The sequence below is a fragment of the Nocardia sp. bgisy134 genome (assembly GCF_057708325.1).
This window is the reverse complement of the sequence record NZ_JBYIRW010000021.1, coordinates 64,894-90,343: the sequence shown is the minus strand read 5'-3', so window position 1 is coordinate 90,343 and position 25,450 is coordinate 64,894. Positions and strand designations below refer to the sequence as shown.

Below are 25,450 nucleotides of genomic sequence, written 5' to 3'. Positions count from 1 at the left end.
TGCGCCATGTGGATGCGCCGATGTTGGACGGCACGCTGACTTGTTCACGCCACGACACATGCCGATGTGGTCCGCCATTTCCGGTCGTGCATGGCGCATCTGGCAGTCTCGGTGCGTCCGGCCGTGCCGGAGTACTGGCGTTGCACCCCGGCCGAGCGGACGCCCTTTTCAGACCCGGTGTCGTCGGCGATCGGTACCGCATCGCGGTTACCTAGCCGATCGGCCACATAGCCGCGCACGTAGTCACGGACGCCGTCGATATCCCAGTCGGTATCACTCAGTCGGAAACTGCTACCGAACTCGCGACCGGGGACCCTGGTGCTCGATCAGCTGCAATTCGGTCGCTGCTATTTTGCAGCGCGCGATAGCCGAAGTAGTACACGACCATTTGGCAAGCCCAGGTGATGAGGGCCAAGATGTAGAAGATCGTGTGGTGCTCATCGTCGCCGGGTATGCGGTAGAAGTCGTACACCCCGGCGATCGCGGCTGCTGCGGCGCTGATGGCCGCTACCGCGATCGCATGACGGTGCTCACCGGCATTCCACAGCCGCCACGCGAAGTAGAGCAGGAACAGGGTGGTCAGGGCGTTCATCACGACGTAGAAGATGGCCGCAGCCAGCCCGAGGTCGTCGGCGAAGGCGGACATGAACAGGCCACCCACGATGGCGAGCCCGAAGACACCGATATCGACGGCGAGCGGCGGCTTGAATCCGTGGGTGACCTTCATCAAACCAAGGACGAGAATCACGGTGATTCCGACCGACCGGGAGAACGCGTCGAAGAAGAATGCCAGGTGATACATCGGGCTGGTTTCGTTCGCGCCGACCACCCCGTAAACCAGGAAGTTGGTTCCCGAACTCGCGACGATGATCCATTCGAGACCGAGTAAGTAGTTTCTGTAGTTCTTGATGAACTTCCAGCCGTAGGTGAACCCGGCGACGATCATGAAGAGATCGGCGAGTGCATACAGTGTTGTTTTGAGATCCATGATCAACCTTGTGCGAGGTCCGGTGTTCGATGTATCGACGAACCGAGGCGGCTAGTGCGAGACTTCGTAGATCTCGTCGCGCGGGGTGCCGACACGTTCGAGGCCCTTGTAGAACCGCTCCGGCTCGGCCCATTCTTCGGGCGTGAATACCCCTGCGCGGGTTCCGGGTTCTTCGTCGAGTGCCACCACCATGAACGCGGCACAGGCCGTTCCCGTCGCCGCGGCCATATCGGTGAACAGATAGGTGCCAGGTCCACTCACCGGGGTACGGCGGCTGACCACCGCGGGCAGGCCGTTGCGGAGGCCGGTCACCTCGACCTTCAGGGCGGACTTGTGGGGGAAGGTATGGCCCACCGCCGCCAAGGCAAGGAACTTGATCAGCTCGGTGGGCGTCGACTCCCCGGTACGCGCGATGTCCCGCAATCCGGAAAGAGCGTGGCGGAAGCCCTTCGAGCTGCCGCCCTTGTTGGTCATCAAGGCCTCCAAGAAGTCCACTGCCTCCTGCATGGACATGTGGCCCTTCTGCACGGCCAGGCCGACGCCGCGGACAATACCGTTGTAGGGGGCCGGATCCAGCCCGCCGAAGCAGCGGATGTTCTTGGCATCCGGGTACTTTCGCGGCAAGGTCACCGGCTCCGGGTGCGCGGTCTCGTGCACCATGGTCAGCCCGAGTCCGCCGCCCAGCTCCGTCCAGCGGGTCTCCAGCCAGGACTGGTGCATCACCGGTCCGCCGTTCTCCCAGGTCATGCAGGGACCGGCGGCGACCCGCAGCATATGATCGAGAACCGCGCGGCCGACGGCTCCGCGCTCATCGCCGACCACCCAATACACGTCGATGTTCTCGACACTGTCCAGCTCGGCGGCGGCGTCGGCGACCAGCACGTTGGTGAAGCCGGGCGACGCACCACAGCCGATGTACATCGGCACCCCCGCCGCTAGGGCGTCTTCGTGCAAGGACAGTGCGTGCAGGGTGCTCTCGATGTCGTCGTCGAAATCGAGATAGGGCACCTTGGCCTCCAGGCACGCCTCCATCACGGGGCCGGCGGTGCGGATGTACGGACCGGCACCGAGCACCACGAGCGCGGCCCCCTCGATGGCATGGCGAAGCCCTTCGCGGTCGTACAGGTCGAGCCGCGCGGCGCTCGCCCGGCCGGGAGGCAGCTGGCGCACCAGCTGATCGAGCAGCTCGGGACGGATGTCGTAGAGGGCCATCTCCCAGTCTCCGTCAGCGACGGCGAACCGTTGGATAGCAAGCCGACACATCTCTCCTGCGGCCCCGATGAAGACAATTCGCTTGGTGCCCATGGCTGTACTCCTGTGGGTCGAGGGCCGCATGCGACCCGAGTGTGATTATCGAAATCGAATCGAGTTCGAGTTCATGCAAACCTAGCGTGGAGGCGAGCTCTGCGCTACCCAGTTGTCGAAACCGTCGTCTATCGACTGTTGACAGCGTCACACCCTGATATTAAACTCGAATCGAGTTCGAGTTATGACCTCATGACGTGGCGTGCTGGCTTTTCGCCGACGTCGGAATGGAGTAGGGCGACGGCGCGCAGGACGTGCAGTCCGTTGTCGGTGACGACGGTGCCCGTGGTGTCTGGCAGCGAGCCCGCTGACGCGGCTCGCTCACCTACGCCGCGAGAGCGATACAGCGCGCCCGATGACGCCCATCGCGCTTCGGAGTGTCGCTGATCGGCCACCGGCCAGTGACGACGATTCGCCGGACCTTCCCTTTGATCGATCCAGAGTCAGGAGTTGATTTGCCAACGCATGATGTGCACGAAGAGGCCACCGAGGTGGTCGTCGTCGGTGCCGGAATGGCGGGGTTGATGGCGGCGACCACGCTGGCGCCGGAGGCCGAGGTGGTTGTTCTCGAATCCACCGACCGTGCGGGCGGACGAGTCGAGACCATCCGGCAGGGCGACTACTGGATCAACGTCGGCACTCAGTTCACCGAGGGCACAGGCCCTCTGATCGATGCCCTCGACCGGCACAACATTCCGATGGGCTCGCTCGCAGGCAAGAGCGTCGCGCTCTACCTGAACGGCGGCCTGGTCGACACCTCGAATCCCGTCGCGCTCATGTTCCGCACGCGGATGACCATGACGGACCGCCTAGGCATGGCGATGGTCGGTGCACGTATCTTCGCGGCCATGCCGTTCCTGGAGTCGCAGAGCCGGATCGCGCAAAAGGTTCGCGCAAAGCTCGACACCAAGCTGGCGACGTACCTGCTCAAAGGCGTCCGGTCAGAACTGGCTGGCTCCATCGTTCGGTCGTGGTCGGCGCAGTGGATGGGATGCGAGGTCGACGAGACGGCCGCGACCCAGTTCGTCACCTCGGTCGCCGTCGCGCTGGCCGACCCGGCAAAGATCCCGAACTTCTCGCTGCCAGTGGGTGGAAACCAGACGTTGACCGACGTTCTGGCGGAGGACCTCGGTGGCCGGATCCGCCTGAACTCGGTGGTGCGATCGGTCCGGCAGGACGGTGACGGCGTAGTGGTCGACTACTACGACGGCGATCGTCCGGCGCGGCTGCGGGCCAAGCGCGCGATCGTCACCGTGCCCGGCGATATCGCGGAGCGGATCATCCCGGAGCTGCCGCAGCAGCAGCGCAACGCATTCCACGACATCACCTACGGTCGGTACGTGGTGGTCGGCTTCTTCACCAACGAAGTCGGGCCGCAATATTTGGACGACTTCTTCGGCGTCTCGACGCCGCAGTTGTCGTTCCAGGCGGTGTTCAACCACGCCGCGGCGTTGCGGAACGGCAGCGTTCGTAAGCCGGGCGGAGCACTGGCCTGTTTCGCGGGCGGCGCTCAGGCCGACGCGTTGTTCGAGCTATCCGACGAGGAGATCGTGTCGCGATTCTCGAAGGACTTGGTCACAGTACTTCCCGAACTGGAGGGGAAGCTGGGCGAAGGCATCGTGCGGCGGCACCATCGGGTCGTGCCCTTCTGGGCGCCCGGGGGGAGGGATTCGCTTCCGATCCTGCGTGATCCGCTCGGAAGCATCTACCTCGCCGGCGACTATCAGCTCGATTTGCCGTCGCTCGCGGACGCGGCCACGTCGGGCGAGCGAGCAGGGAAGGCCGTACTGGCGAGCCTGATCCGACCGTGACAGTCGAGGAGCCGACACGCTACGGCTGCGTCGCCGTGCGCCGGGTCGTCGAATTCTGATCCGGGCGCATGCTCGACTCCAGATGCCTCCACGCCCGACTCTCTCGATCGACGGGAGTCGGGCTCTCGGGTGGTCGGTGTTTGGTTGGAGGGAAGGCGCCTGCGCTGCAACACTATTCAAGACGTGGCGGGTGGGCTGGACCGGTGCCGGCTCAGAACAGGTCGACGTCATCGGTGACGAGGCGGTTGGCGAGCTCCTGTAGAGGTGCCGAACCGGCTGTTACGATCCCAAGTCGTGTTCGAGAACAAGACGGTTCCGCAGACCTCTGCTCGGCCTGCCCCGGTGCAGCGCCGCGGAATCGAGCGCGTGCTCGCGATTCTCGAAGCCGCCGACGGATTGCTGCGTGAGCAGGGCTACGAGGCTGCCACGCTGAAAGCGATCGGTGAACGGACCGGCATTCCGCTGGCGTCGATCTATCACTACTTCGCCGATCGCAACCAGGTCGACGTCGAGCTGGCGCATCGCCACGTCCGAGAGCTGGATGCGCGTATCGCGGCGGCGCTGGAACGTCGAGCGTCGCAGAACTTGCGCCAGGCCATCGATGTGATCATCGACCTGCTACTCGCGTACTACCGGGAGTTCCCGAGCTTCATCGAACTCTGGTACGTGGGGCGTACTCCTGCGATTGCCGAAGTGGCCCAGGTCTTCGACGACGCGCAGGCCGAGCGGTTGTGGCGCTACCTGATAGACCGAGATTTCATCGACGCCGACACGCCTCGACTCGCCCTCGAGCTTGCTTTCGAAGCGGGCAACAGGCTGTTCGACGTCGCGTTCCGGCGGTCGCCGACCGGCGACCAGGCCACGATCGCCGAAGCGCGACGGCTTGTCGCTGCCTATCTCGAGACCTACGCGCCGAAGGACTGACCCCGCTCGCTGCCCGCGTTGGTCGGCCGAGCCGTTACGATTTCGAATCGTGTTCGACTACTGGCCGGCGCCCAGAGCGACCGCTCGCCCGGCACCTGTGCGGCGTCCCGGGATCGAGCGCATGCGAGCCATCCTCGACGCGGCCGAGGTGCTGCTCGGCGAAAAGGGCTGCGGGGCCGCCACTCTCGAGGCTTCCTCACCCCACCTCGCATGAACTTGATGTCGACTTGAAGTGTCTTGCCGACCCTCATGCTTGTGCGCCATCGAACAGGCGAGGGACATCGGGACACCGGCTCGGTGGCGACGAAGTCTCCGCCGGTTCTGTTCGTGGAGACAAGGGATCGAGAGCCCGCCGCGCGGTCGGCGGGCACGGAGGGAGGAGACCCGAACATGCGTCACGATGACGTCGACGCCGGTGGCTACATCGCGGCGGTTGCCGCTCGGATGAACGAACGGGCGATCGAGGTCAGCGCGACAATTCGCACCTTCCTCGAGGAGGGCATCGTCGAACTGCGGGGTGATCCTCGCACCGGCGAGTTGCTCGGTGCCAGCGTCGAAGCCAACGTCGGCACGGGTCGTCCAGCGGCTGCTCGATCGTCAACTCATGGCTGGATCCGGTGTCGGATACGTCCACCAATTGCTCGCCGGCTCGGTGTGGACGAGTCTGTTCGCTCTTCCGCTCATCCGCCAGCCCACGTTGATCATCGCGGGTACCGACGATCCGATCATTCCTCTCGCGAATCCCCGCATCATGCGGCGACTGCTGCCGCATGCTGTCGTTCACCTTCACCCCGGCGGCCATGTCGACCTCATCATCAATGCCGCGGAACTCGCGCCGGTCATCGAGCGGTTCCGCGAGCAGCGGTGAGCCGAGGCGAGACACCGTTTCCGCGGACCGGACGGACGCCGATGGCGCCGAACCACTTTCGAGGAGCGATCAGGCGCCGCAACCGATCACCATGGCAAACATCGGGCTCGATGCCGATCCGGCGGCGGACCCAGCGGGCAGATGGAGTCGATGGTGGTCGGTGAGCCTGGTCGGCGCCACCTGTCACGCGATATTCACTCTCGTGGCGCTGGACCTGATATGAAGGTGTGGGTGGAACATAAGCAGTTGCTGGAACCGACCCTGACGGCCTTACCGCACGGGCCGCACGGTCTCGCTCGTGATCTGGTGACGGGGTCGCAGCGTCAGCGGCTCCTGTTCGCGGTGACGGTCGTCGTCGCGGAACGCGGCTATCTCACTGTGACGGTCGCGAATATTGCTGCGGCAGCGAAGGTTTCGCGTCGTACGTTCTATCAGCACTTCCCGGACAAGGAAGCGTGCTTCCTTGCCGCGGCCGAGACGGGTCGCGATCTGATGATCGATCATCTCGAGCGGGCGATGACGCAGGTGTTGTCCGAACAGCTGGGGCCCCTCGAGACTCTCCGACGCGGCATTCGCGAGTATCTCACTCTGTTGCGTGACGAACCATCGTTCGCGCGCTCGTTCTACCTGGAAACCGCCGTGGCCGGATCACGCGCGATCGAGTCGTTCGAGCGTTGCCAACACTGGTTTGCCGGATACATCCGAGCGTGGCGTGAAACGGCAGGCCCCGTCGATCCGTCGGTTCCCGATCATGCCTATCTGGCGGTGACCGATGCGACCAACGAGGCCGTCCGTCGAACCCTGCGTGCCGGAGGTGACTTGCTCGAACTCGAGGACACGGTGATGTACATCCACCGCGCGCTGCTCGGGCCGGATTTGCCTGTCGACTAGGACTTGGTTTTGTCCCCGGGACCGGTGAGGTCGCAGGAAGTATCGTCGCTGGTATTGCCACCTTCGGAGACGATCTTCGCGAACACCTTCGCGCAGTTGGCAAGAGCGGTACCGGAGGTATTCGCCGTAATAGTCGAGTTCCGCAATACCACGGTGCCCAGCGGAACGTTGACCCGATCGGTCACCTGGTGGGGGAGGGTGTCGAGGTAGGCCGGCGCCACGTTGATGCCGCCGCCGGCGTCCGTGGCAGAGTTTCCGGTGATCGTCGAACGATCGAAAGTCACCACGCCCCGGCCTCGGACATCTACCCCGCCGCCGCGACCGGCGAATCCACCGGGACGGGACCACTTTTCGGGATTGACCACGCGGTTGTTGGAGATCGTCGAGTCGGTGAAGGTGCAGGTGTTATCGCACCGCACACCGCCCGCCTCGCCGGATGTATTGCCGGTGATAGTCGTATTCTTCGTCTGCAAGTCCGACCCCGGCACGTTGAAGATCCCGCCGCCGTACCCGGCGCTGTTACCTTGAACCACAACGTCATCGAGTACCAGGTTCGACGAATTGGCTATGCCGCCCCCGCCGGTGTCGTAGAACGGGATTTCGTGTTGGGCGGTGACTCCGCCGGTCACAGTCAATCCCGCCAGCGTTACGGGCGAGGCGATACTGAACACCCTGTCGATCCCGTTGGCGTCCAGCACCGTCCGGTCGCGGCTGGCGCCCCGCAGCACCGTCGGCGCGGTGAGGTTCAGGTCTCCCGTGGTCGGATCGGCGTTGCGGCCCTGCACTTTGCTCGGGTCGGGGGGTATCGCCAGGATGTACCGTCCGGCGGGCACCACGATCGTACTGCCTGGACGGGCATTGGCCGTCTGCACCGCGGCGCGCAACGTGCAGGTGTTGGAGACCGTGCGGCATTGCCCGCTTCGGGGGTCGGCCGCGACCTCGTCTGCTGTGGAGTTCACTGTGATCACTCCTGGAGAATCTCCACCAGGCGCGTTGTCGGCGTAGGCCGCTCCGGAGAATCCGACTGTGCTGCCCGCGACTAGGGCCGTCATGGCGACGGCGCGGGCCGCCGCGGCAGATGTGCTTGTCTTCATCAAGTCTCTCTGATCCGATCATGAACATGGAGTAGGGTACGCTCGCGTTCAAGTAGGGAACGCGAATGATTACAACTTTGTAGCAGAATGAAGCACCTTCTGGAGCTTCGCCGAGAATCTTTGTGGCAGCTACCAACTCACCTCAGCCGGGACTACGGCTCCTCGACTTCTTCGAAGACGACTCCGGGTCCGGAGGTCATCCTCGACCTCGCAACTGTTCGTCGAGTGCATGCGCGATGATCGGCAGCATGTGTGGCGCGGTCGGTTCGTCGTGGGTGACTTCGACGCCGTGGCTGATGATTTCGCCGGTCACATAGGGCCGCCGACCGGCTGGACCGGGGCCGTCGGAGGTATCGACGGTCGCGCTGAAATACGCCAAGTCGCCGTCGAATACGGGACGCTGGTATCCCATTCTGGTCTGCGCCGCCGCGCTGTACGACCGGGCGATCCGCTCGATGGTGCCTGCGTCGATCAGCGAAACACCGCCCGGCTGTGCGCGGATCAGATCGGCGGCCTCCTGCGCGGACGCCTCGGCAGGCACATCGTTGATACCGAGGATCGGGCCGAAGGCAGCTTCCGCTGGTGTTCGGTCACCGGGGGCGCCTGATGCGGCCGGACGGTGATGCACTCGACAGAGAAGCCCACTGATTTCGCATCCTCCACGAACTCACCCCGACCCCACCGAGCCCTCAACGACCGCAAGCCCGCAGTTGTCTACGTGTCGTCGACGATGCGGGCGCGGTCCGGTGACTCGCCGGCTCATGATGACCGCATCGACAATCACCCGTCCGGGATGGGTTTATCGACAGAGCATCCTGATACGAATTGTCATAAGGGCCAGGCCGTTCGACCGCAGTCCCATGACGGCCGACCAACGGCCTCGAGGCTCAACTGGTCGGCCATCAAACGATTTCGGCAGACGGTCGACGCCGATCTAGAGCCGGCCTCCGTGGCCCGTCGGGCGGTCGCCGTACTGCGCGTACCGGGACGAGCCTGCCCTGCAGTTCTGGGCGCCGAGTCCCGCCGCCGCGGAGCCGGAAGTCGGCGCCCTCAGCTCACGGTGTGGCTGGCGGATGGCTTGTGGCGACGGAATCCGGGCATGAATCGGTTGGTCTGTGCCTGGTAGTCGCGGTAGCCCGGCCTCTTCTGCGCGCTGTAGTATTCGGCCGGGACAGCGCCGGTGTAGAACACGAGACACCAGTACATGATCGCCGACAGCGCGAACAGTCCGATGGCGGCGCCGATCGACGCGGCGGGCGTGAATTCGTCGAATGCTCGGCGCAGCACCGGCAAGCACAGGACGATGATCGCGTTCCACTGCATCCACTGGAAGAAGTAGTTGGGGTGTCGGCTGTAGTTCCAGAGTCCGACGTCGCAATGCCCCCGCGTATTCGTCGCCGACATCGACCGGACGAAACGGATCTTCTGAAGGTCGGCGACCGACTCCAGCACCCACGACACCGCCCACACGACGATGCCTGCCGCTGCGACTGCGCCTATTCCGGCACCGTCGATCGCGATCACCAGCGCTGCCGGTACCGCCATGACGGTGATGTTCGAGACTGCCTGGACCAGGATCTCGGCCACTAGATCGAGCCGCTCGCCGCCCAGGGTGGCCTTTGCCCACCGCTTTCGCTGGAACCGGTAGCGCGGCAGCTCATGGTCGAGTTCGCCGTGGCGCCAGAGGGCGAGCGCGGCGATACCCATGCGTCCGCCCATCACCAGGAAGACGACGGCCACAGCTATGGCAAGCGGGGATCTGTCGCTCATCGCGAGCGTCAGGACACCGAGGGCAAAGAGTCCCCAGGGCCATGCGATGTCGACATAGGACATCCGGAGAGTGCGCCACCCCGGGATGCAGGCAGCGCCCACGAAGATGACGAACTGGACGCCGAGGTTCACCAGCAGGAAATCCCGCAGCGCTGACTCGGTGAGCATGGCGCCGAGGACGACCAGGGAAGCGAGGGACGGGAGGGCGCGGTTCGCTAGTCCTCGCGCATTGCTCGATGGGGACGGCATGCGCACACGGTAAGATATAAGTTGGCAACTTGCAAGTGGCGCGGTACTAGTCTTCGGATTGTGACCAGAGTCCAGACGAAGCCACGGCGAAGCCAAGCCGAACGACGAGCAGAGACCCAGGATCGGCTGCTGAAGGCGACGGTAGCGATGCTCGTCGAGCAGGGGTTCGTCGCGTTGAGCGCCGCGGCGGTGGCCGCTCGTGCCGGAGTCAGCCAGGGCGCGATGCAGCACTACTACCCGACGAAGGCCGCGTTGGTGAAGGCAGCTCTCGAGCGCATCGTCGAACGTTACGTGGCCGATGTGCGGGCCGAGGTCGGCCCGTTGCCGCCGGGTGCCGGGAGGTTCGAGGCACTGCTCGACTTGCTGTGGGAGGTCCACAACCTGCCGATAAACCGTGCCCTGCTCCAGCTGTACGCCGTCGCCCACAACGATGTGGATGTCGCCGACGTTGCGGCCATGATGGCGAACCTCGCGACTACCGCCGTCGGAGATCTGGCGGGTGAGCTTGTTCCTGAGGTCGCGGCGCGAGACGGCTTCCACGAATGGTTGCTCACCACTCTCGCCACGTTGCGCGGTACCGCACTCCTGGCGGTACCCGGGGCCGAACAGGCCCACCTGGACTGGCCCACACTCCGCGACCGGCTGACGGCCTCACTCCCGTCACCGCCGTAGTCGGACTCCGCGCGCACCGCATGGAAGAGCGCGGCGTTGCGTAAAGTCATTGCGGCCGGGCGGCAAGAGCGCCGTCGGTCCTTCCACCGACCGTTCAGGTTCGGCTACTCGGAGTGAGATCGGGATCCACCGGTATCCCGATGCTCCCTCCGATGGAGCCTGGGCCATGTCGGCTCGGGCCGTGTGTTTCCGCGCATGATGTCGACGGCGAATTGCGCGTATTCGATGGCGATTTGTTGTTGAGAGACGGGGCCGCCAGGGCGGAACCATTGCGGGAGGGACGTGCACATGGTGGCGACAGCGCGGGCGGCTTCGCGCGGGTAGCGGGTGGTGAACTCGCCTGCCTGGATTCCGGCGGCAACTTGGTCGTCGATCATTCGCTGGATGTCGCTGCGCAGAGCGGCGATTCGGGAGCGGCTGGGTTCGTCGAAGCTGCGCATTTCGCTGGCCCCGATGAACGCGAGGTCACTGCGGTGCGTGTGGAACAACGCGAGGGCTTCGACCATGTTGGCGAATCGTTCGACCGCGGTGACGCCGTCGTCGCGGGCTGCCGGGATTCGCCAGTGCAGTTCGGACATTCCAAGGTCGAATACGGCGACGAGCAGGTCTTGTTTGCTCGGGTAGTAGTGGTAGATACCGGCGACACTCATACCGGCGTTGGCCGCGATACTCCTCATCGTCGCGCCGTGGTAACCGGTCTGCAGGAATGCTGCGATCGCCGCGTGCAGAGCTGGATCGAGAACCAGAGGATCGAAGGCGCGCCATGTTTGCCCGTCGCCTGTCGACCGGGCGGCTGATGAGCCGGCGGCGTCGGCGACTGACGGTAGCCGGGTGGCGAGAATGTCGACGGTGGCGACGCCGAGTTCGGCAGCGATCCGGTCGAGCCGGCCGACGGTCAGTGGTGTTTTGCCGTTCTCGATGGCGCTGAGGGTTCCGGGGCTGACTCCGATATTGCGCGCCAGTTCGCGGAGCGAGACTCCGGCCGCCGTCCGAGCCCGGCGCACCAGCTGACCCGCACCGGTGTCGCCGGGACCCTCACTCACGATCGTCTGTTCAGACACGCTGAACATAATACATCGCTCTTGTCCATTCGGATTGCGGAAGTACCGGCGGATCGCTTGACATCCTCGCAGGGTGCGGTGACCATAGTCACTACCTGAACAGCTATCTATCGAACGTCCGGTGAGTGTTCAGCTCTCCTGGTGAATGGAAGGATGCGCGATGGCTGAGACTCCGGCCCCTAGTGGTCCGCTGCTCACCGCTCGCGCGACCGCGTCGGAGGTCATCGGCCCAGTGGTCAACGCGTCAGTACGCCCGGACATACCCACACGGACCTGTTCGCGCCTCGGCGGGACGAGGGAATCTTGTTCCCAGTCGCATCTGGGGGCTGTCGCCATACTTTCCAGGCTCGAGACTGACGGAGAGCCCGTGAGATGTGCGCCGCAGCAGGCCCAGCCTGCTGCGGAACCCACTTCCGCCGTGTCTCCCGGCGCGTACGACTGGCGATCCAACCCTCTTCGCACGGGACTGTCGCGACGAGACCTTCGCTATCATTCGCCGGTTCGCGCACCACCGGCTTCAGAACGGCGAACACGTCGATCCAGTCCTCTGACTTGCGGCGGGCCGCGGGTTGCCGTCGTCGTTCGCAGCAGACAGGTAAAAGCGATCCATATGTTGCTGCCTCTTGCTATTACTGCCATCGCCGGAGGTGTCTCACACTAAACTTGAACCAAGGATTGATCATGAATTCTCACGAAATAGCTGTCAACAGAGCCGGGTTTCATGCCGCTATGGAAGCCCTGATGATGGACGATCCCCATCCCAGTGATTACTTCGAAGACCCCAGTGATTACTTTCGGGATTGCCCCTCACGATGGCTGCGAAGAGCGCTCTACGCGTATGAATGGGCAAAGCGGACCTATCTTACTCAGAATCTTGGTTCCACGCTCCACCAGGAGCTTCCACGGCCGGGCGAAGCTCGTGAAGCTGTCTTACTTCATGAGGCTGGAGAGCAACAAGGACGGACACGGCGATGACTACGTGGCGTTGCCCAGTGTGTAACACCCGCATGCGTACGGAGTCCGACTACAGAAATGGCCGTCATCGCGAGTGTGAGAATGCCAAGCTGAATTCCGAAGACTTGGAAGCTCTGGCTCCGTGGCTCAATCCCCGCCCGTATCTCGATACCCACCCGAGAGCAGAAATTGGGGGATCCTAGGTGGCTGGTGTTTTTCGTGCGGTGACCGGCCCGGGTCGAGCAGAATGCCGGGGTGACGTTGGGGCGTGTGCCGGCTCAGGGTGATCTGTTGCGGTCGACGGTGGAGTTCTGTGCTGGCCGGGTGGGTGAGGACTCGATTTACGGTGTGCTGCATCGGGAATGCGGGCGGTTGTTCCCGGACGAGATGTTCGCCGACCTGTTCACCGATGTGGGGCGCCGGTCGGTGCCGCCGATGATCGTGGCGGTGGTGATGGTGCTGCAGCGGGTCGAGGGTTTGTCGGACCGGGAGGCGGTGGAACGGTTCGCGTTCGACGCTCGGTGGAAGTATGCGGCTGGTGGCCTGGATTTCGACTATCCGGGGTTCGTGCACACCGTTTTGGTGGATATGCGGGCGCGGTTGGCCCGCTCACAGCGGCCGAATCGTATCTTCGATGCCGTGCTCGAGGTGGCACGTCAGGCCGGGCTGGTGGGGCGTCGTCGGGTGCTGGATTCGACTCCGTTGTATGACGCAGTGGCCACGATGGACACCATCACCTTGGTCCGGTCGGCGATCCGCGGCCTGCTGGGCGCAGCCAACGCCGAGCTGGCCGCGGCGTTGCGGGCGCGAGTCACCAGTGGCGACGACTACGCTACCGCCGCGAAGCCAAGCATCGATTGGGACGATGAGGCGGCTCGCGCCCAGCTGATCGACTCTCGTGCCCGCGACGGGTCGGCGATGCTGGTACTGCTGGATGGCCTCGACCTCGACGAGGCGACCGGCAAGGCCGCGCAGCTGCTGGCCACCGTGCTGGGTCAGGACGTCACCGCAGACGCCGACGGGCATTTCGTGATCGTGCGTGGCACCGCGGCCGACCGTGTGATCTCCACCGTCGACCCCGAAACCCGGCACGGGCACAAAACCTCGGCCCGTGGGTTCGATGGCTACAAGGGCCATCTCGCCGTCGATCCCGACAGCGAGATCATCACCGCCACCACGGTCACCCCCGGCAATGCCGGCGACGCCGACACCGCCGAAGAGCTGCTCGCCGACATCCTGCCCTCCGAAGCCGAAGCCGAAGCCGAAGCCGAAGCCGAAGCCGAAGCCGAAGCCGAAGCCGAAGCCGAAGCCGAAGCCGAAGCCGAAGCCGAAGCCGAAGCCGAAGCCGGTGGGCCGGCGGTGTTCGGCGATGCCGCCTATGGGGCGGGAGAGTTGTTGAAACGGTTGGACGACAACGGGATTCGTAACCTGATCAAGGTGCAGCCCTCACCGTCGGTGAAAGGGCATTTCTCCAAGGATCGCTTCGCGATCGACCTGAACGCTGGGACGGTGACCTGCCCGGCCGGGGTCACCGCGGCTTTCGCTGCTCGCACCGGCCGCCACACCGGCATCGCCTACTTCGGTGCCGCCTGCACCGACTGCCCGCTGCGGTCGCAGTGCACCGCGGCGGCCGGTGGACGCACAATCACCATCGGCGCCCACGAGGAATACCTGGCCACAGCCCGTGACCGGCAGCGCGACCCGGCTTGGAAGGCCGACTACCGTGCTACCCGGCCCAAGGTGGAACGCAAGATCGGTCACCTGATGCGCCGCCGCCACGGCGGACGCCGCGCCCGTCTGCGCGGCCGAGTCAAGATCGGCGCCGACTTCGGCTTGCTCGCCGCCGCGCACAACCTCGCCCGCCTCGCCGTCCTCGGAATCAGTTACACCACCAGTGGCTGGACCGCAGCAGGTGCCTGAGGGCGCCGGGCATCCGGCGCCCTCAGGCCAAATTGCCACGGGCACAACCCGAAACGGTCGATAGTTGGCACCACCGCCAGCATGGACCAACCGATCACTCCCGACCGACCCCGCAACACCGCGGCCCGCCGGAGGCCCGTTCGACACCAGCCACCTAGGTCGCGTCTCATGTCGTTGACATTGCCGTGGCAATTTTCTCACCCCTCGGGACTGCGGCGAGAGTGAGGAAGCGGGTGGGCCCGCGGCCCCCGTGGACGCCGAGCCTGTGGTAGCCGGACCGACCCCAGGCGGATTCGCCTCCAGGTGAGAGTGTGTGACACTCTCACCGTCCCGACGACGACGTCGGGTGGTTCACAACGGTGTGGACCTGGAAACGGTTCCGGTCGGGGGGAAGCACGGAAGCCGTTCTGATGACATCCATTTCGCATCGGAAATTCTGGACTACGGCAGTCTGCCCGTTCGGCTACTTTCTCGATCTGCCTGCCACCCAACGCCCTTCGCGTGGCTGCCACGGGTATCGACCTTCGGGTTCGATCTCGTCGGATCGACCTCGAGCGAATCAGGGCGGATATAGCTTCTGGCGATCGATGCCGCGCGCAGGCGCCACAGGAATTCGGGTCGACCGGCGTCGAGTCCGATGAGCTGATCGCGTGGCGTTGATCGACGAGACGATCAACGCCCCCTTCGGACATATCGTCTTCGGCCTGCCTGCGCCCTATCCGATCGGAACAGCGCGGTGGGCGGCTGGCGAGCTCATCACCGCCGCACCGTAAAACGCGGCGGCGCCCGGAACTGGCCGATCCCGCACGCCCGGGCGTCCACGCATGGTCAGAAGGACGACTCCCAGACCGATGCGCTCGCCGCGCGGTCGCCCACACAGAGCGGGTCATGGCCGAGCTCGCCGCCGGCGGACTTGCAGACCTGGACTACGACCGGGTGCACAATCCGGATCGGCCCTTGGTCACGGGTGCGGTGAGCACGGGCGAGCTGCGTGCCGCCATGGGTGTGCTCGGTGCTCCCGCTGTCGAATCCGGTCACCGGTAGTGAGGATTTCGGATTGCTCGGCACGGCGGCGGATTGTCCGTCGGTGTTCTGGCGCCTCGGTGGTGCTGACCCTGCCAGGGTTCACCCCGGCCTATCAGGAACTGCTGCCCGGTGAGGCAGGCTGCCTTCTCGGATGTCCATAAGCCGTTCGCCCCGACGCCCGGGCAGGCACTGGCTCCGGCGATCGCGTCGCTGGTGGCTGTGGCACGCGCGGAACTAGCGGGTGCACAGCAACTCCGGTCTTGATGATCGAATAGCATTGTGAGGGAGGGGTTTTCGCCACATCGCTCTCAGCGGATCCGATCGTCGGCTCTTCGCCGGTGTCGGTTCGCCCGGGAGGCGTCGCCGCGGCGGGTAGGTTCGCGAATTCCGCGGCGACGCCGATGGATAACCCTTCCGAATTTTCGAGCGCCCTGATGAGGGGATTGGCGCTGCCTACCCGGTTCGGAGGGTCAGGGGTGGGCGGTGGCGGGTTCGCCGACGGTAGCCGATGCTGCGTGCGGCACGGTTTCCGGTAGAGCCCACGCACTGGCGAGCGTGCACACGGCCATGACCATCATGAAGGCCGAGACGGCCGCCGTCGATCCGGTCGCGGCCAGCAATGCGGTCATCAGGAAAGGCGTGCCGCCGCTGACCAGGATCGCGGCCAGCTGGTAGGCCAGCGTGATACCCGAGTAACGGATCCGGGGTTCGAACAGTTCGGCCAGATATGCCGCGAGCGGCCCGTATACCAAGCCGGAGCCGATGCCGCTGCCGACCGCGGTGGCGATCAGGATGGCGGTGAGCGAGCCGGTGTTCACCAGCCAGAAGAATGGGAACGCCCACACCGTCAAGATTGCCGCGCCGGTGAGCATGAGCGGACGGCGCCCGAAGCGGTCGGACAGCGAGCCGGCGATGTAGATGACCGGGATGCCCACCGCGGACGACAGCAGAGACACCGTCAGCAAGCCGTTGCGGTCCAGTCCGAGTTCGCGGACACCGTAGTCGAGCACGCCGGCCACGCTGATGTAGAAGATGGAGTTGCTACCGAAGAGCAGACCGGAGCCGAGCAGCACCTTCTTCGAATGCTTGCGCAGCACCTCGAGAATCGGTGCTTGCGCGATCGCGGCCGAGGCCTCGCCTGCGCGAGCCTGGAGGCGGCGGAACTCCGGGGAGTCCTCGATGCGCAGTTGGATGAACAGCACGACCGGGAACAGCAGGGCGCTCGCAAGGAACGGGATGCGCCAACCCCACGACAGGAAGTCCGCGCCTTTGACGAGGCGGGCCACCAGCAGGAATGCGCCCGTGCCGAGCAGCAGACCGAATGGCACACCCATCTGGCCGAATGTGCCCGCCCGGCCCTTGCGGTTCGGACGGGAGGTTTCGGTGAGCAGCAGGGTGACCCCGCCCCACTGGCCGCCGACCGCGATGCCCTGCAGGAATCGCAGGGCTACCAACAGGATCGGTGCGGCCACCCCGATCGACGCAGCGGTCGGTAGTAGGCCGATCGCGCAGGTCGATAGCGCGACCAGGATCAGGCATGCGACGAGCGCGGGTTTGCGGCCGAACTTGTCGCCCACATGCCCGAAGACGAGTCCGCCCAGGGGCCGGGCGATGAAGCCGGCCCAGAAGGTGCTGAACGACAGCAGCGTTCCCATCAGCGGTGAGGCGTTGGGAAAGAACAGCTTGCCGAAGACCAAGGCCGCGGCGGTGCCGTAGATGAAGAAGTCGTACCACTCGATGGAACTGCCGATCAGGCCGGCGGCCATGAGTCTGCGCAATTTCTTCTGGTCCGGGGCGGCGGAGACCGGGGTCGGCGTCATCGCTATCTCCAAGGGTGGGGTGAAGGAACCGATGTGACTGCCGTCACTGTCGGTGGTCGAACCGTACTTGAATATGGCGTCAAATTCAATGGGTTTCGCGGCTGTTGTTTACCGTTCCCATCAGGGGTGGAAGTGGGTCAGCTGTCCAGGGCGGGCGACGGTGGGCGGGCGTGTGGACGCGCGGCCGATCGCGGGAGGCGGGATGCAGAGTTCTCCTCGATGAGCTCGTTTGCCGGCATTGATGCCAGCACCTGTGGCCGTGCCGGGAAGATTCATTGGACTGTGCTGCACGCAGCGGGAGGCGACCGGTCTGGGGCTGGGTTCGGGTAGTGCTCCACCGATCCGATTGATTGCAGGCGGCTATCGGCAACGTGCCATCTGGCATTCCGAAGTGCTTCTGGCAGTCGGGTTTTCGCCCCAACGGCCGAAGGTTCGGTCGAGGGCGGACGTGACGCAGGTCAAGCCATTGATACCTGAATCAGGCGTCAAGTTCAAGTGTTTGCCGGAAGAAAACCGCGCTGTGTAGAAATTTGCCCGATGGGGTTGACGCCGCCGTGCGGCCTGCTGCATCTTTAGTGCCCATACCACTTAATGAGCGCTTAGTGATGGGCCTGTAGGCCCGGAAAGACCGCAGTTGCCGATTCCGCTGTCGGCGTCGACTGCGTTGCGCTGGTGCGCATATGGATCTCTCGAACGGTCGGTTCGAGGTATCGAGAAGAAGGAATCCTATGAGGAAAACTATCGCGGCCTCCGCGCTGCTTGCCGCCGCACTGGGTGTCACGGCAGGCACGGGTTCGGCCGCGCCGCTCGATCGCAGCGGTGCGGTGAACTACACCGCGTCGGTGGTCGATCGGTCCATGGTGATCAGTGCCGACGCCGGTTCGCTGGTGGTGGAGGAGGGGGCGCTGAAAGTCAAAGCCCCCAATGGTTCGGTGTTGGGCGGGTCGGAATTGTCGTTCCGGGTCGATGATTTCGTGTTCCCCATTGCCGCGGAAATCCGCGACCGCACGGCCACGCTGACCCCGCAACTGGATCTCGAGCACGCGGCCTACAAGCCCGTGGCTCTGCCGTACGAGGATCAGGCGCCGTGGAAGACGCAGTACGACCGTGAACAGGCCGCCTGGGCGCGGCTGTCATCGACGATCCTGATGGGCGCGACGATCGGCACGACCGTCGGCGGCATCGGTGGCGCCGCGGTCGGTTGTGTGCTGGGCGGTATCGCCGGGGCCACCGTTGCCTCCGCGGCGATCATCGGATTGTTCGGCGCGTTCATTCCGGCCGCGGCGATCGGATGTCTCGGTGGCATTGCTGCCCTCGGCACCCTCGGGACGATCGCCGGTCAGCTGCTGATAACGGCCCCGGTCGCCATCATGGCGGCCGTGCAGTACTTCACCACGATCAACCAACCGCCGCCGGCCGCTCCGGCGAAGTAGTTCCCGAGCGGGATACTCGGCCCGGTGTACCGGGAGGCCCTGTCCAGTCTGTCGCATCGACTGGGCAGGGCGCTGCCGTGTCAGAGGAACCAGATCGCCTCGGCGTGTTCGCGTGGTTCAGTGAACGCGATGCTTGACCTCAACGATGGTTGAGCTCGTAGCGTGAGCGGCGTGACGGATACAGCGACGACTACCAGCAGCACCTGGCGGGAGCTGCTGGGCCCGAAGAACCTCGGGGCGTCCACGGTGCTGGCCGGTGGCGTCGCGCTGTACGCCACCAACGAATTCTTGACGATCAGTCTGCTGCCGAGCACCGTTGCCGAGATCGGTGGCCAGCGCCTCTACGCCTGGGTGACCACGGTGTATCTGGTTGCGTCCGTCATTGCGGCCACCACGGTGAGTGCGACTCTGGCCCGACTCGGGCCGCGGTGGTCGTATCTGGCGGGGCTGACCGTGTTCGGTCTCGGCAGCCTGATGTGTGCGGTGGCGCCAACGATGGAGTTCCTGTTGGCGGGACGGACAGTGCAGGGCGCGGCTGGCGGCATGATCGCGGGTCTCGGTTATGCGGTCATCAATTCGGCTCTTCCACAGTCCTTGTGGACGAAGGCCTCCGCGCTCGTCTCGGCGATGTGGGGAGTCGGTACGCTGCTGGGCCCGGCCGCCGGAGGTTTGTTCGCGCAGTTCGGTTCGTGGCGTTGGGCTTTCGGTGCGCTGGTGGTCCTGACCGCAATCATCGCAGCGCTGGTGCCGTTCGCGCTGCCCGCGCGCACGGGTGAGCTACCGCGGACACCGGACCGAATCCCGGTGTGGTCGTTGCTCCTGCTCGGTTCGGCGGCGTTGGCGATCAGCGTTGCAGCCATCCCGCGCAATGTCGGCTGGACCGCGGCCCTGCTCGTAATCGGGGCAGGCCTTGTTGGCACGTTCATCGTCGTCGATCGCCGGATGACGGCGGCGGTGTTGCCGCCCACGGCATTTCGGCCCGGCCCACTGAAGTGGATCTACCTCACGCTCGGCATGCTCATGGCCGCCACGATGGTCGACATGTACGTGCCCTACTTCGGTCAGCGGCTCGCGCATCTGGTGCCGGTGGCGGCGGGCTTCCTCGGGGTGGCACTGGCCATCGGTTGGACGATCAGTGAGATCGTGAGCGCATCGCTGACGAGGTCGCGCGCGATCGTGCGGACCGTCGCCGTCGCACCGCTGGTCATGGCGGGCGGCCTGGTGTTGGCGGCGTTCGGCCAGGTCGACGACGCGTCGGTGGGGATCATCGCCCTCTGGGTGGTGGCACTGCTGATCACCGGCGTCGGCATCGGTATGGCGTGGCCGCACCTTTCGGCGTGGGCGATGGGCTGTGTCGACGACCCCAGTGAAGGTGGCCGCGCCGCCGCGGCGATCAACACCGTTCAGCTGATCTGCGGCGCCTTCGGCGCGGGCTTGGCCGGGGTGGTCGTCAACGCGACCGACACAGGGGGAGCGACGCCCGCACGCTGGTTGTTCGCGGCGTTCGCGGTCCTCGCTGCGTTGGGCGTAGTGGCGTCTATGAGAAGTGGCAGTCGGACAGGTCGACCGACACCATGACTTCGTAGAGCCGGGAACCGCCCGGAAGCGCCCAGGCTTATCAGCGTGCAGGCACTTCCCGGCGTTCCGCGGTCGGCGGATCAGAGATCTATGAGATCTATTGCAAGACTGGTCAATTCGTTCTTGTAGGTCGAAATGACGCCGACCATCGAGGCGGACTGGGATTCCTGCGTCTTGATGATGGTTTCGAGGACCATCACCTTCCGCCGAAGTTTCGCGATCATCCGCGCCTGGTCGCTGATCGTCGTCGCTTGGTCGCGGATGACCGCCGCCGCGCTCTCACCGGCGGCGGGAGCGTTCCCGTCGGCCAGTACGACTGGACTCGAATACCTCACCAGGTCCCCGGTTCCGTTCGGCACCAAACCCACTTCCTTCTCGGACTCGAGAGCCGAGACGTCTTCGGCGACTGCTGCTACTTCGGCTACTTCACTCTCGGAGGGATCGGCCTCGTCGTCGGCCATGTGCTCGGTCTCACCGACGGCTTCACCCTCGATTACCTTCTCACTTTCCACAATCGCTACCTCTGCCACGGCCACCGGCTCTTCCTCCGGCTCCGCCGTGTCCTCAACCGCGGGCACTTCCTCAACTGCCGCGGGCACTTCGGCCACTTCCGCCTCGAAGGGCTCGGCCTCATCCACTTCTTCGGCTACATCGACCGCACTCACCGCGGCCACGGTCTCGTCCGCAGCGAACGTCTCGCTTTCGACCGCCTCCACCGCGGCGACCGCTTCGGTCTCGGCATCCTCCGCGGCGTCGGCTGTCGCTTCTTCCTCGGCGACGACCGCCTCCACCACCACCACTACCGCCGACTCCGACTCGGCTTCGGCCGGCTCGACTTCGATCACGACCTGCTCCTCGTCGAGCAGCGACTCGGCTTCGATGACCTGCTCACCCTCGGCAACGGACGACTCGGCCGCAGCCGCTACGGCCTCGGCCACCTCCTCGCCTTCAGCCGCTTCTTCGCTTTCGGCAGCTTCTTCGCTTTCGGCAGCCTCCACCGCGGCGACCGCTTCGGTCTCGGCGCCTTCCTCGGCTTCAGCTGCTACTTCTTGGTCGGTGACAGCCTCGACGCCCATCACCGCAGACTCGGTAGTGGTTTCGGTCTCGACCGGTTCGGCTTCGGTCACCACCTGTTCCTCGTCAACCACGGACTCGGCTTCGGCGACCTCTTCACCTTCGGCAAGAGGCGGCTCCGTCAGCTCTGCCTCAGCCACCGGCCCCGCATTCGAAGCCTCCTCGACCGCAGGCGCTTCCACGGCGGTCGCCTCTACTTCGGCCACTTCCCACTCGAGGGGTTGGGTCCCACCCTCTTCTTCCGCTACCTCAACGGCATCCACCTCGGCCTCGGTCTCGTCCACAGCGGGCGCCTCGCTTTCGGCAGCCACCTCGGCAATAGGTGACTCCGTCGCCGCAGCTGCCTCGACCTCAGCTGCTTCTTCCTCGGCGACGACCGCCTCCACCACCACTACCACCGACTCGGCCTCGGCCGGCTCGACTTCGATCACGACCTGCTCCTCGTCGAGCACCGACTCGGCTTCGACGACCTGCTCACCCTCGGCAACGGGTGACTCAGCCGCAGCCGCCACGGCCACCTCCTCGCCTTCAGCTGCTTCCTCGCTTTCGGCAGCCTCCACCTCGGCGACCGCTTCGGTCTCGACCGCGGCCTCGGGATCGGCTTCACCCTCGCCTTCAGCAGCCGCTACCTCCGATTCCTCGGCAATCTCTTCGGTCTCAACAGCCGACCCGGCGTCCGACGCCTCACCCTCGGCTGCTGTTTCCGCTTCAGCGTCGACGGCAACATCACCGGCATCCTCTGCCGCAACCTCGGTCTCGGTGGCAGCTCCGCCGTCCGCAGCCACCACCTCCGATTCCTCGGCCGCGTCCACGATCTCGGCTTCGGCTTCGGCTTCGGCTTCGGCAGCCGAATCGGCCTGCGGCACGTGACCTTCGCCCGCAGGCTCGGAATCGGCGGCTGCCGCCTCCAGTTCGGCTGTGTCCCCTTCTACTTCGGCCTCGGCGGCAACTTCGGCCTCAGCGGCAGTTGCTTCGACAGCCGGCTCCTCGGCGGCGGACTCACCCTCGACTACCGTGGCTTCGGCCTCGGCAACCGGCTCGTTCTCGGCAACCGAGGATGCAGTTGCCTCGGGTGCTACGTTTGCGGTCTCCTCCCCACCTTCGGCAACGGTGTCGTCCTCGGCCACCGCTTCCGCAACCTCCTTCGCCGCTTCACCTTCAGCAACCGTCACGTCTTCCTCAGCCGTCGGTTCGCCCTCAGCCGACACCGCGTCGCCCGCTGCGACAGACGCTTCGACCTCGGCCGCGGTAGCGGTCCGCTGCTCGGCTACCGCCCCCTCGCCCGCGGTAGCTGTCGTCGTCTCCTCGGCGGAGGCCGCGTCGTCCGTGATCGTCACCCGGACGTCGGGAGTTGTCATATCTGTCTGGCCTTTCGAAAAGTTGTGATCGATTCCCGGCTCGCCATCCCGGCGGCCATGCCTTCGTACCGAACCGAGGTTGTCGCTGTCCGAATCCTGCGGTGCCGGTGTGGAATTCAGCGGAAGCGCATGGACATTGTTCGGTGCCTGGGAGCCCTGATCACCAACCGTCGGCATGTCTCGAGCGGCTTCACCCGGTCGCGGCACTCCACGAAGGCGTTGCGCGGCCCATCTCGCGAAACTCCACAACCCGAACCGTCCGCCGAGCATGGGCCTCTCCAACGAAGCCATCACTGCCACACCACATCCCAGGTCTCCAACCAGCCCGAACGTCGGTACTGTAACGGTCGTGCACGAAGTCGGCGAGACAAACCACGAATGCTTCAGACAGTCGTGACCTGCCCGAGATCCGACGCGGCGCGCGGCGCGGAATCGCGTGGACTGTACAATGTAAACCGTTGAAGGCGTGTGCAATCCGAGTCGGTGATCGGTGTTGTAGTAGGTGCCTGGTCGACGACGGCACGTTCGACGGATCATGGACCGCACCCGTCCGCGGGGCATCACGTACCGAGCCGGCCGTCAGATGCGCAGACGAGCGAGATCAATACCAACCACGGCGAGACCCTGTGGTCGCGGCCCGCGCTGACCGGCCGCCGATTGCTGATGCTCGTGACACGACCACACTGCCCTGACGGACGCATCCATTCTTACTCGGATCAGCGACATCAAATCTATTAGCTGAATATTCGCTCATCGGAAACCCTGCGGCGCGCGCAGCGTGGATGAACAGGCTATCGAGCTCCGGCGAACCGTCTCGAAGTTCCCACGTGCTTACGGCGGGATCCAGCTCCAACGAACTCCGATCAACGGGCGACCACGTCCTCGCCGAGGAATCCACCCGACTGGTGCCGCCACAGCTGCGCGTATGTTCCTTGCGCACAGAGCAGCTCCTCGTGTGTCCCCTCCTCGACGACTCGCCCGTGGTCGAGCACCACCAGCCGGTCCATCCCGGCCACCGTACTCAGCCGGTGCGCGACGACCAGCGCCGTACGCCCTTCCATCAACTCCCAGAGCGCTTGCTGCACAAGCAATTCGCTTTCCGAGTCGAGGGCGCTGGTGGCCTCGTCCAGGAGCAGGATGGGCGCGTCCCGCAGGATGGCCCTGGCCAGCGCGACCCGCTGGCGCTGGCCGCCGGACAGTTTCACGCCGCGCTCGCCGATGAGTGTTCCCATACCCTGTGGCAGCGCGTCGGCGAACTCGGTGACATGCGCGGCCTCGGCGGCCCGCAGGATCTCCTCGTCCGTGGCGTCCGGGCGCGCGAACCGGATGTTCTCGCTCAGGGTCCGGTGAAACATGGCCGGATCCTGTGGCACGTAGGCGATCAGACTGCGCAGATCCGCCTGCCGCAGCCGGGTGATGTCCTGCCCGCCTATGCGTATGGTTCCGGATTGGATATCCATCAATCGCAGTAGCAGTTGGGTGATGGTGGTCTTGCCGCCGCCGGATCGTCCGACCAGGCCTACCCTGGCGCCACTGGGCACGTGTAGATCCAATCCGTGGAACAGCTGCCGCGCACCCCCGTGCGTGAAGTTCACTCTCTCGAACCGCACGTCGAAGTCCCTGGGCCGCAGTGCTTCCGGGCGTTCGGTATCGAGCACCTTCGGTTCGTCCAGCAGTAGTTCGGTGAACTGGGCCGCCTCGGTGAGCACGGTTTCCAACCGCCGGTAGATCTGGTTGAACCGGAACATGATCCCGGTGGCGTTGAAGTAGTAGGTGAATGCCACGACAATGGCCTCCACCCCGGCATTTCTGCCGCTGAGGCTCAGCGCGATCAGCAGGCCGATCACGTTGGTGAGCACCACCAGCGGCGCCACCAGCGTGTCTATCCGCAGGTTCGCGTAATCCCAGGAGCGCAACGACTTTCGCCGCGACGAGGCGACCCGCCGCCGATGCTCGGCGGCCTCCTGCGGTTCGGCAGCGAAGGCGCGCACCACCTGCATATTGGCCAGGCTGTCGGCCACATGCCCGGAGACCTGCGCAATGGCGGCCTCTCGGTCGTCCACGAGCTTCTGACGGCGCTGAATCAAAGGAATCATGACCAGCGAGGTCGCCACGATCATCCCCACCAGCACGACGACCAGCACGGGGTTGTAGCGCCACAACACGACCGAGGCGAACACCAGCGGCACCAGTGCCGCCAGAACCTCGAAGGCGAGGGTGTCCACGAACTGTTCGAACCGAGCCGCGAAGCTGAGCGAGCGCTTCGTCAGCGAACCGGCGAAGTTGTTGTGGAAGAACGCCGCGTCCTTGGCGAGCAGCTCGTCCATGGCGAGTATGTACAAGTGCTCGATGCCGTAGGCGTCGACTCGGTTCAGGCAGTGAATCCCGATGCGCCACAGCAGTTCCGCGAGCAGCAGGGCGCCACCGAAGGCGAGGATGTACGAAGCCAGGGCCCCGAAACTCGTATCCCCGGTCACCGCGACCCGGCCGACCACCATGGCGACGATCAGCGGTGCGATGTACAGGTTGCAGATATTGCCGAGTGCCGGTGCCAGCAGCGCCGGAATCGTCAGGGCCTTGCGAGAGGCCATCTCCCGGCCATAAAAGCGCAGCACCAGCTTGACCGCCGTTGCGCGTGAACTCATGCTCCCCCC

General features: G+C 65.1%; 18 protein-coding genes and 2 pseudogenes. 10 read left to right on the top strand and 10 right to left on the bottom strand.

Translation table 11 applies throughout. The features are described 5' to 3' along the window. Positions 1-98: 98 nt before the first annotated feature. The 3 genes and pseudogenes from AC3ERS_RS30270 to AC3ERS_RS30260 all read right to left on the bottom strand — a co-directional run. Positions 99-281 (bottom strand): annotated as a pseudogene (locus AC3ERS_RS30270) (transposase); the annotation flags it as partial. Next, positions 278-988 (bottom strand): transporter, encoded by a 711-nt coding sequence (locus AC3ERS_RS30265; RefSeq protein WP_431971536.1) that lies wholly within the window; start codon positions 986-988, stop codon positions 278-280. The pseudogene AC3ERS_RS30270 and the gene AC3ERS_RS30265, both read right to left, overlap by 4 nt. A 51-nt stretch (positions 989-1,039) precedes the next feature. Beyond that, a complete protein-coding gene (locus AC3ERS_RS30260) occupies positions 1,040-2,293 on the bottom strand; it encodes a saccharopine dehydrogenase family protein (RefSeq protein WP_431971535.1) in 1,254 nt (417 codons plus the stop codon). A 455-nt stretch (positions 2,294-2,748) separates the two neighbouring features. Here AC3ERS_RS30260 and AC3ERS_RS30255 point away from each other — a divergent pair, with 455 nt between their 5' ends. The 4 genes and pseudogenes from AC3ERS_RS30255 (at position 2,749) to AC3ERS_RS30240 (ending at position 6,787) form a co-directional block, all read left to right on the top strand. Further along, positions 2,749-4,104 (top strand): flavin monoamine oxidase family protein, encoded by a 1,356-nt coding sequence (locus AC3ERS_RS30255; RefSeq protein ID WP_431971534.1) that lies wholly within the window; start codon positions 2,749-2,751, stop codon positions 4,102-4,104. A gap of 294 nt (positions 4,105-4,398) precedes the next feature. After that, on the top strand, positions 4,399-5,028 hold the full coding sequence (locus AC3ERS_RS30250; RefSeq protein WP_431971533.1) for a TetR/AcrR family transcriptional regulator: 630 nt from the start codon (positions 4,399-4,401) through the stop codon (positions 5,026-5,028). Positions 5,029-5,638: 610 nt separating this feature from the next. Then, positions 5,639-5,896, top strand: a pseudogene (locus tag AC3ERS_RS30245) (alpha/beta fold hydrolase); the annotation flags it as partial. A 219-nt stretch (positions 5,897-6,115) separates the two neighbouring features. Continuing rightward, positions 6,116-6,787 (top strand): TetR/AcrR family transcriptional regulator, encoded by a 672-nt coding sequence (locus tag AC3ERS_RS30240; RefSeq protein WP_431971532.1) that lies wholly within the window; start codon positions 6,116-6,118, stop codon positions 6,785-6,787. On the opposite strand, the gene AC3ERS_RS30235 is transcribed toward AC3ERS_RS30240, so the two are convergent. The 3 genes from AC3ERS_RS30235 to AC3ERS_RS30225 form a co-directional block, all read right to left on the bottom strand. Continuing rightward, complete coding sequence (locus AC3ERS_RS30235) at positions 6,784-7,755, bottom strand: CSLREA domain-containing protein (protein WP_431971531.1); 972 nt, start codon at positions 7,753-7,755, stop codon at positions 6,784-6,786. The two genes, AC3ERS_RS30240 and AC3ERS_RS30235, sit on opposite strands and share 4 nt — an antisense overlap. A 322-nt stretch (positions 7,756-8,077) precedes the next feature. Next, complete coding sequence (locus AC3ERS_RS30230; RefSeq protein ID WP_431971530.1) at positions 8,078-8,422, bottom strand: hypothetical protein; 345 nt, start codon at positions 8,420-8,422, stop codon at positions 8,078-8,080. A gap of 509 nt (positions 8,423-8,931) precedes the next feature. Beyond that, the gene (locus AC3ERS_RS30225; RefSeq protein WP_431971529.1) at positions 8,932-9,783 is read right to left on the bottom strand and encodes a DUF1295 domain-containing protein; all 852 of its coding nucleotides are present in this window, start codon (positions 9,781-9,783) and stop codon (positions 8,932-8,934) included. Positions 9,784-9,960: 177 nt separating this feature from the next. Here AC3ERS_RS30225 and AC3ERS_RS30220 point away from each other — a divergent pair, with 177 nt between their 5' ends. After that, complete coding sequence (locus AC3ERS_RS30220; RefSeq protein WP_431971528.1) at positions 9,961-10,572, top strand: TetR family transcriptional regulator; 612 nt, start codon at positions 9,961-9,963, stop codon at positions 10,570-10,572. A 104-nt stretch (positions 10,573-10,676) separates the two neighbouring features. Here the strand turns inward: AC3ERS_RS30220 and AC3ERS_RS30215 are convergent, their stop codons facing one another. Next, positions 10,677-11,633 (bottom strand): TetR-type transcription factor C-terminal domain-containing protein, encoded by a 957-nt coding sequence (locus AC3ERS_RS30215; protein ID WP_431971527.1) that lies wholly within the window; start codon positions 11,631-11,633, stop codon positions 10,677-10,679. Between the two features lie 1,209 nt (positions 11,634-12,842). Here AC3ERS_RS30215 and AC3ERS_RS30210 point away from each other — a divergent pair. The 3 genes from AC3ERS_RS30210 to AC3ERS_RS30200 all read left to right on the top strand — a co-directional run bounded on the left by AC3ERS_RS30210 (position 12,843) and on the right by AC3ERS_RS30200 (position 15,551). Then, complete coding sequence (locus tag AC3ERS_RS30210) at positions 12,843-14,507, top strand: transposase (protein WP_431971526.1); 1,665 nt, start codon at positions 12,843-12,845, stop codon at positions 14,505-14,507. Between the two features lie 650 nt (positions 14,508-15,157). Beyond that, positions 15,158-15,280, top strand: a complete 123-nt coding sequence (locus AC3ERS_RS30205; RefSeq protein WP_431971525.1) for a hypothetical protein — start codon at positions 15,158-15,160, stop codon at positions 15,278-15,280. A 115-nt stretch (positions 15,281-15,395) separates the two neighbouring features. Next, positions 15,396-15,551, top strand: coding sequence for a hypothetical protein (locus AC3ERS_RS30200; protein WP_431971524.1), 156 nt, complete (start codon positions 15,396-15,398; stop codon positions 15,549-15,551). Between the two features lie 452 nt (positions 15,552-16,003). On the opposite strand, the gene AC3ERS_RS30195 is transcribed toward AC3ERS_RS30200, so the two are convergent. Beyond that, on the bottom strand, positions 16,004-17,353 hold the full coding sequence (locus AC3ERS_RS30195; RefSeq protein WP_431971523.1) for an MFS transporter: 1,350 nt from the start codon (positions 17,351-17,353) through the stop codon (positions 16,004-16,006). A 728-nt stretch (positions 17,354-18,081) separates the two neighbouring features. On the opposite strand from AC3ERS_RS30195, the gene AC3ERS_RS30190 reads away from it, so the two are divergent. Next, positions 18,082-18,786, top strand: coding sequence for a DUF8020 domain-containing protein (locus tag AC3ERS_RS30190; RefSeq protein WP_431971522.1), 705 nt, complete (start codon positions 18,082-18,084; stop codon positions 18,784-18,786). Between the two features lie 171 nt (positions 18,787-18,957). After that, complete coding sequence (locus AC3ERS_RS30185) at positions 18,958-20,364, top strand: MFS transporter (RefSeq protein WP_431971521.1); 1,407 nt, start codon at positions 18,958-18,960, stop codon at positions 20,362-20,364. A gap of 80 nt (positions 20,365-20,444) precedes the next feature. Here the strand turns inward: AC3ERS_RS30185 and AC3ERS_RS30180 are convergent, their stop codons facing one another. Both AC3ERS_RS30180 and AC3ERS_RS30175 read right to left on the bottom strand, forming a co-directional pair. Beyond that, a complete protein-coding gene (locus AC3ERS_RS30180; RefSeq protein ID WP_431971520.1) occupies positions 20,445-22,796 on the bottom strand; it encodes a hypothetical protein in 2,352 nt (783 codons plus the stop codon). An 863-nt stretch (positions 22,797-23,659) separates the two neighbouring features. After that, positions 23,660-25,441: an ABC transporter ATP-binding protein gene (locus tag AC3ERS_RS30175; RefSeq protein ID WP_431971519.1), complete on the bottom strand. Its 1,782-nt coding sequence runs from the start codon at positions 25,439-25,441 to the stop codon at positions 23,660-23,662. Positions 25,442-25,450: the final 9 nt, after the last annotated feature.

Bases quoted from the DNA above. Each gene is read 5' to 3' on its own strand.
- AC3ERS_RS30180 (WP_431971520.1), bottom strand. From the start codon at position 22,796: ATGACAACTCCCGACGTCCGGGTGACGATCACGGACGACGCGGCCTCC.
- AC3ERS_RS30240 (WP_431971532.1), top strand. From the start codon at position 6,116: ATGAAGGTGTGGGTGGAACATAAGCAGTTGCTGGAACCGACCCTGACG.
- AC3ERS_RS30190 (WP_431971522.1), top strand. From the start codon at position 18,082: ATGAGGAAAACTATCGCGGCCTCCGCGCTGCTTGCCGCCGCACTGGGT.
- AC3ERS_RS30175 (WP_431971519.1), bottom strand. From the start codon at position 25,441: ATGAGTTCACGCGCAACGGCGGTCAAGCTGGTGCTGCGCTTTTATGGC.
- AC3ERS_RS30200 (WP_431971524.1), top strand. From the start codon at position 15,396: ATGGCCGAGCTCGCCGCCGGCGGACTTGCAGACCTGGACTACGACCGG.
- AC3ERS_RS30265 (WP_431971536.1), bottom strand. From the start codon at position 988: ATGGATCTCAAAACAACACTGTATGCACTCGCCGATCTCTTCATGATC.
- AC3ERS_RS30260 (WP_431971535.1), bottom strand. From the start codon at position 2,293: ATGGGCACCAAGCGAATTGTCTTCATCGGGGCCGCAGGAGAGATGTGT.
- AC3ERS_RS30195 (WP_431971523.1), bottom strand. From the start codon at position 17,353: ATGACGCCGACCCCGGTCTCCGCCGCCCCGGACCAGAAGAAATTGCGC.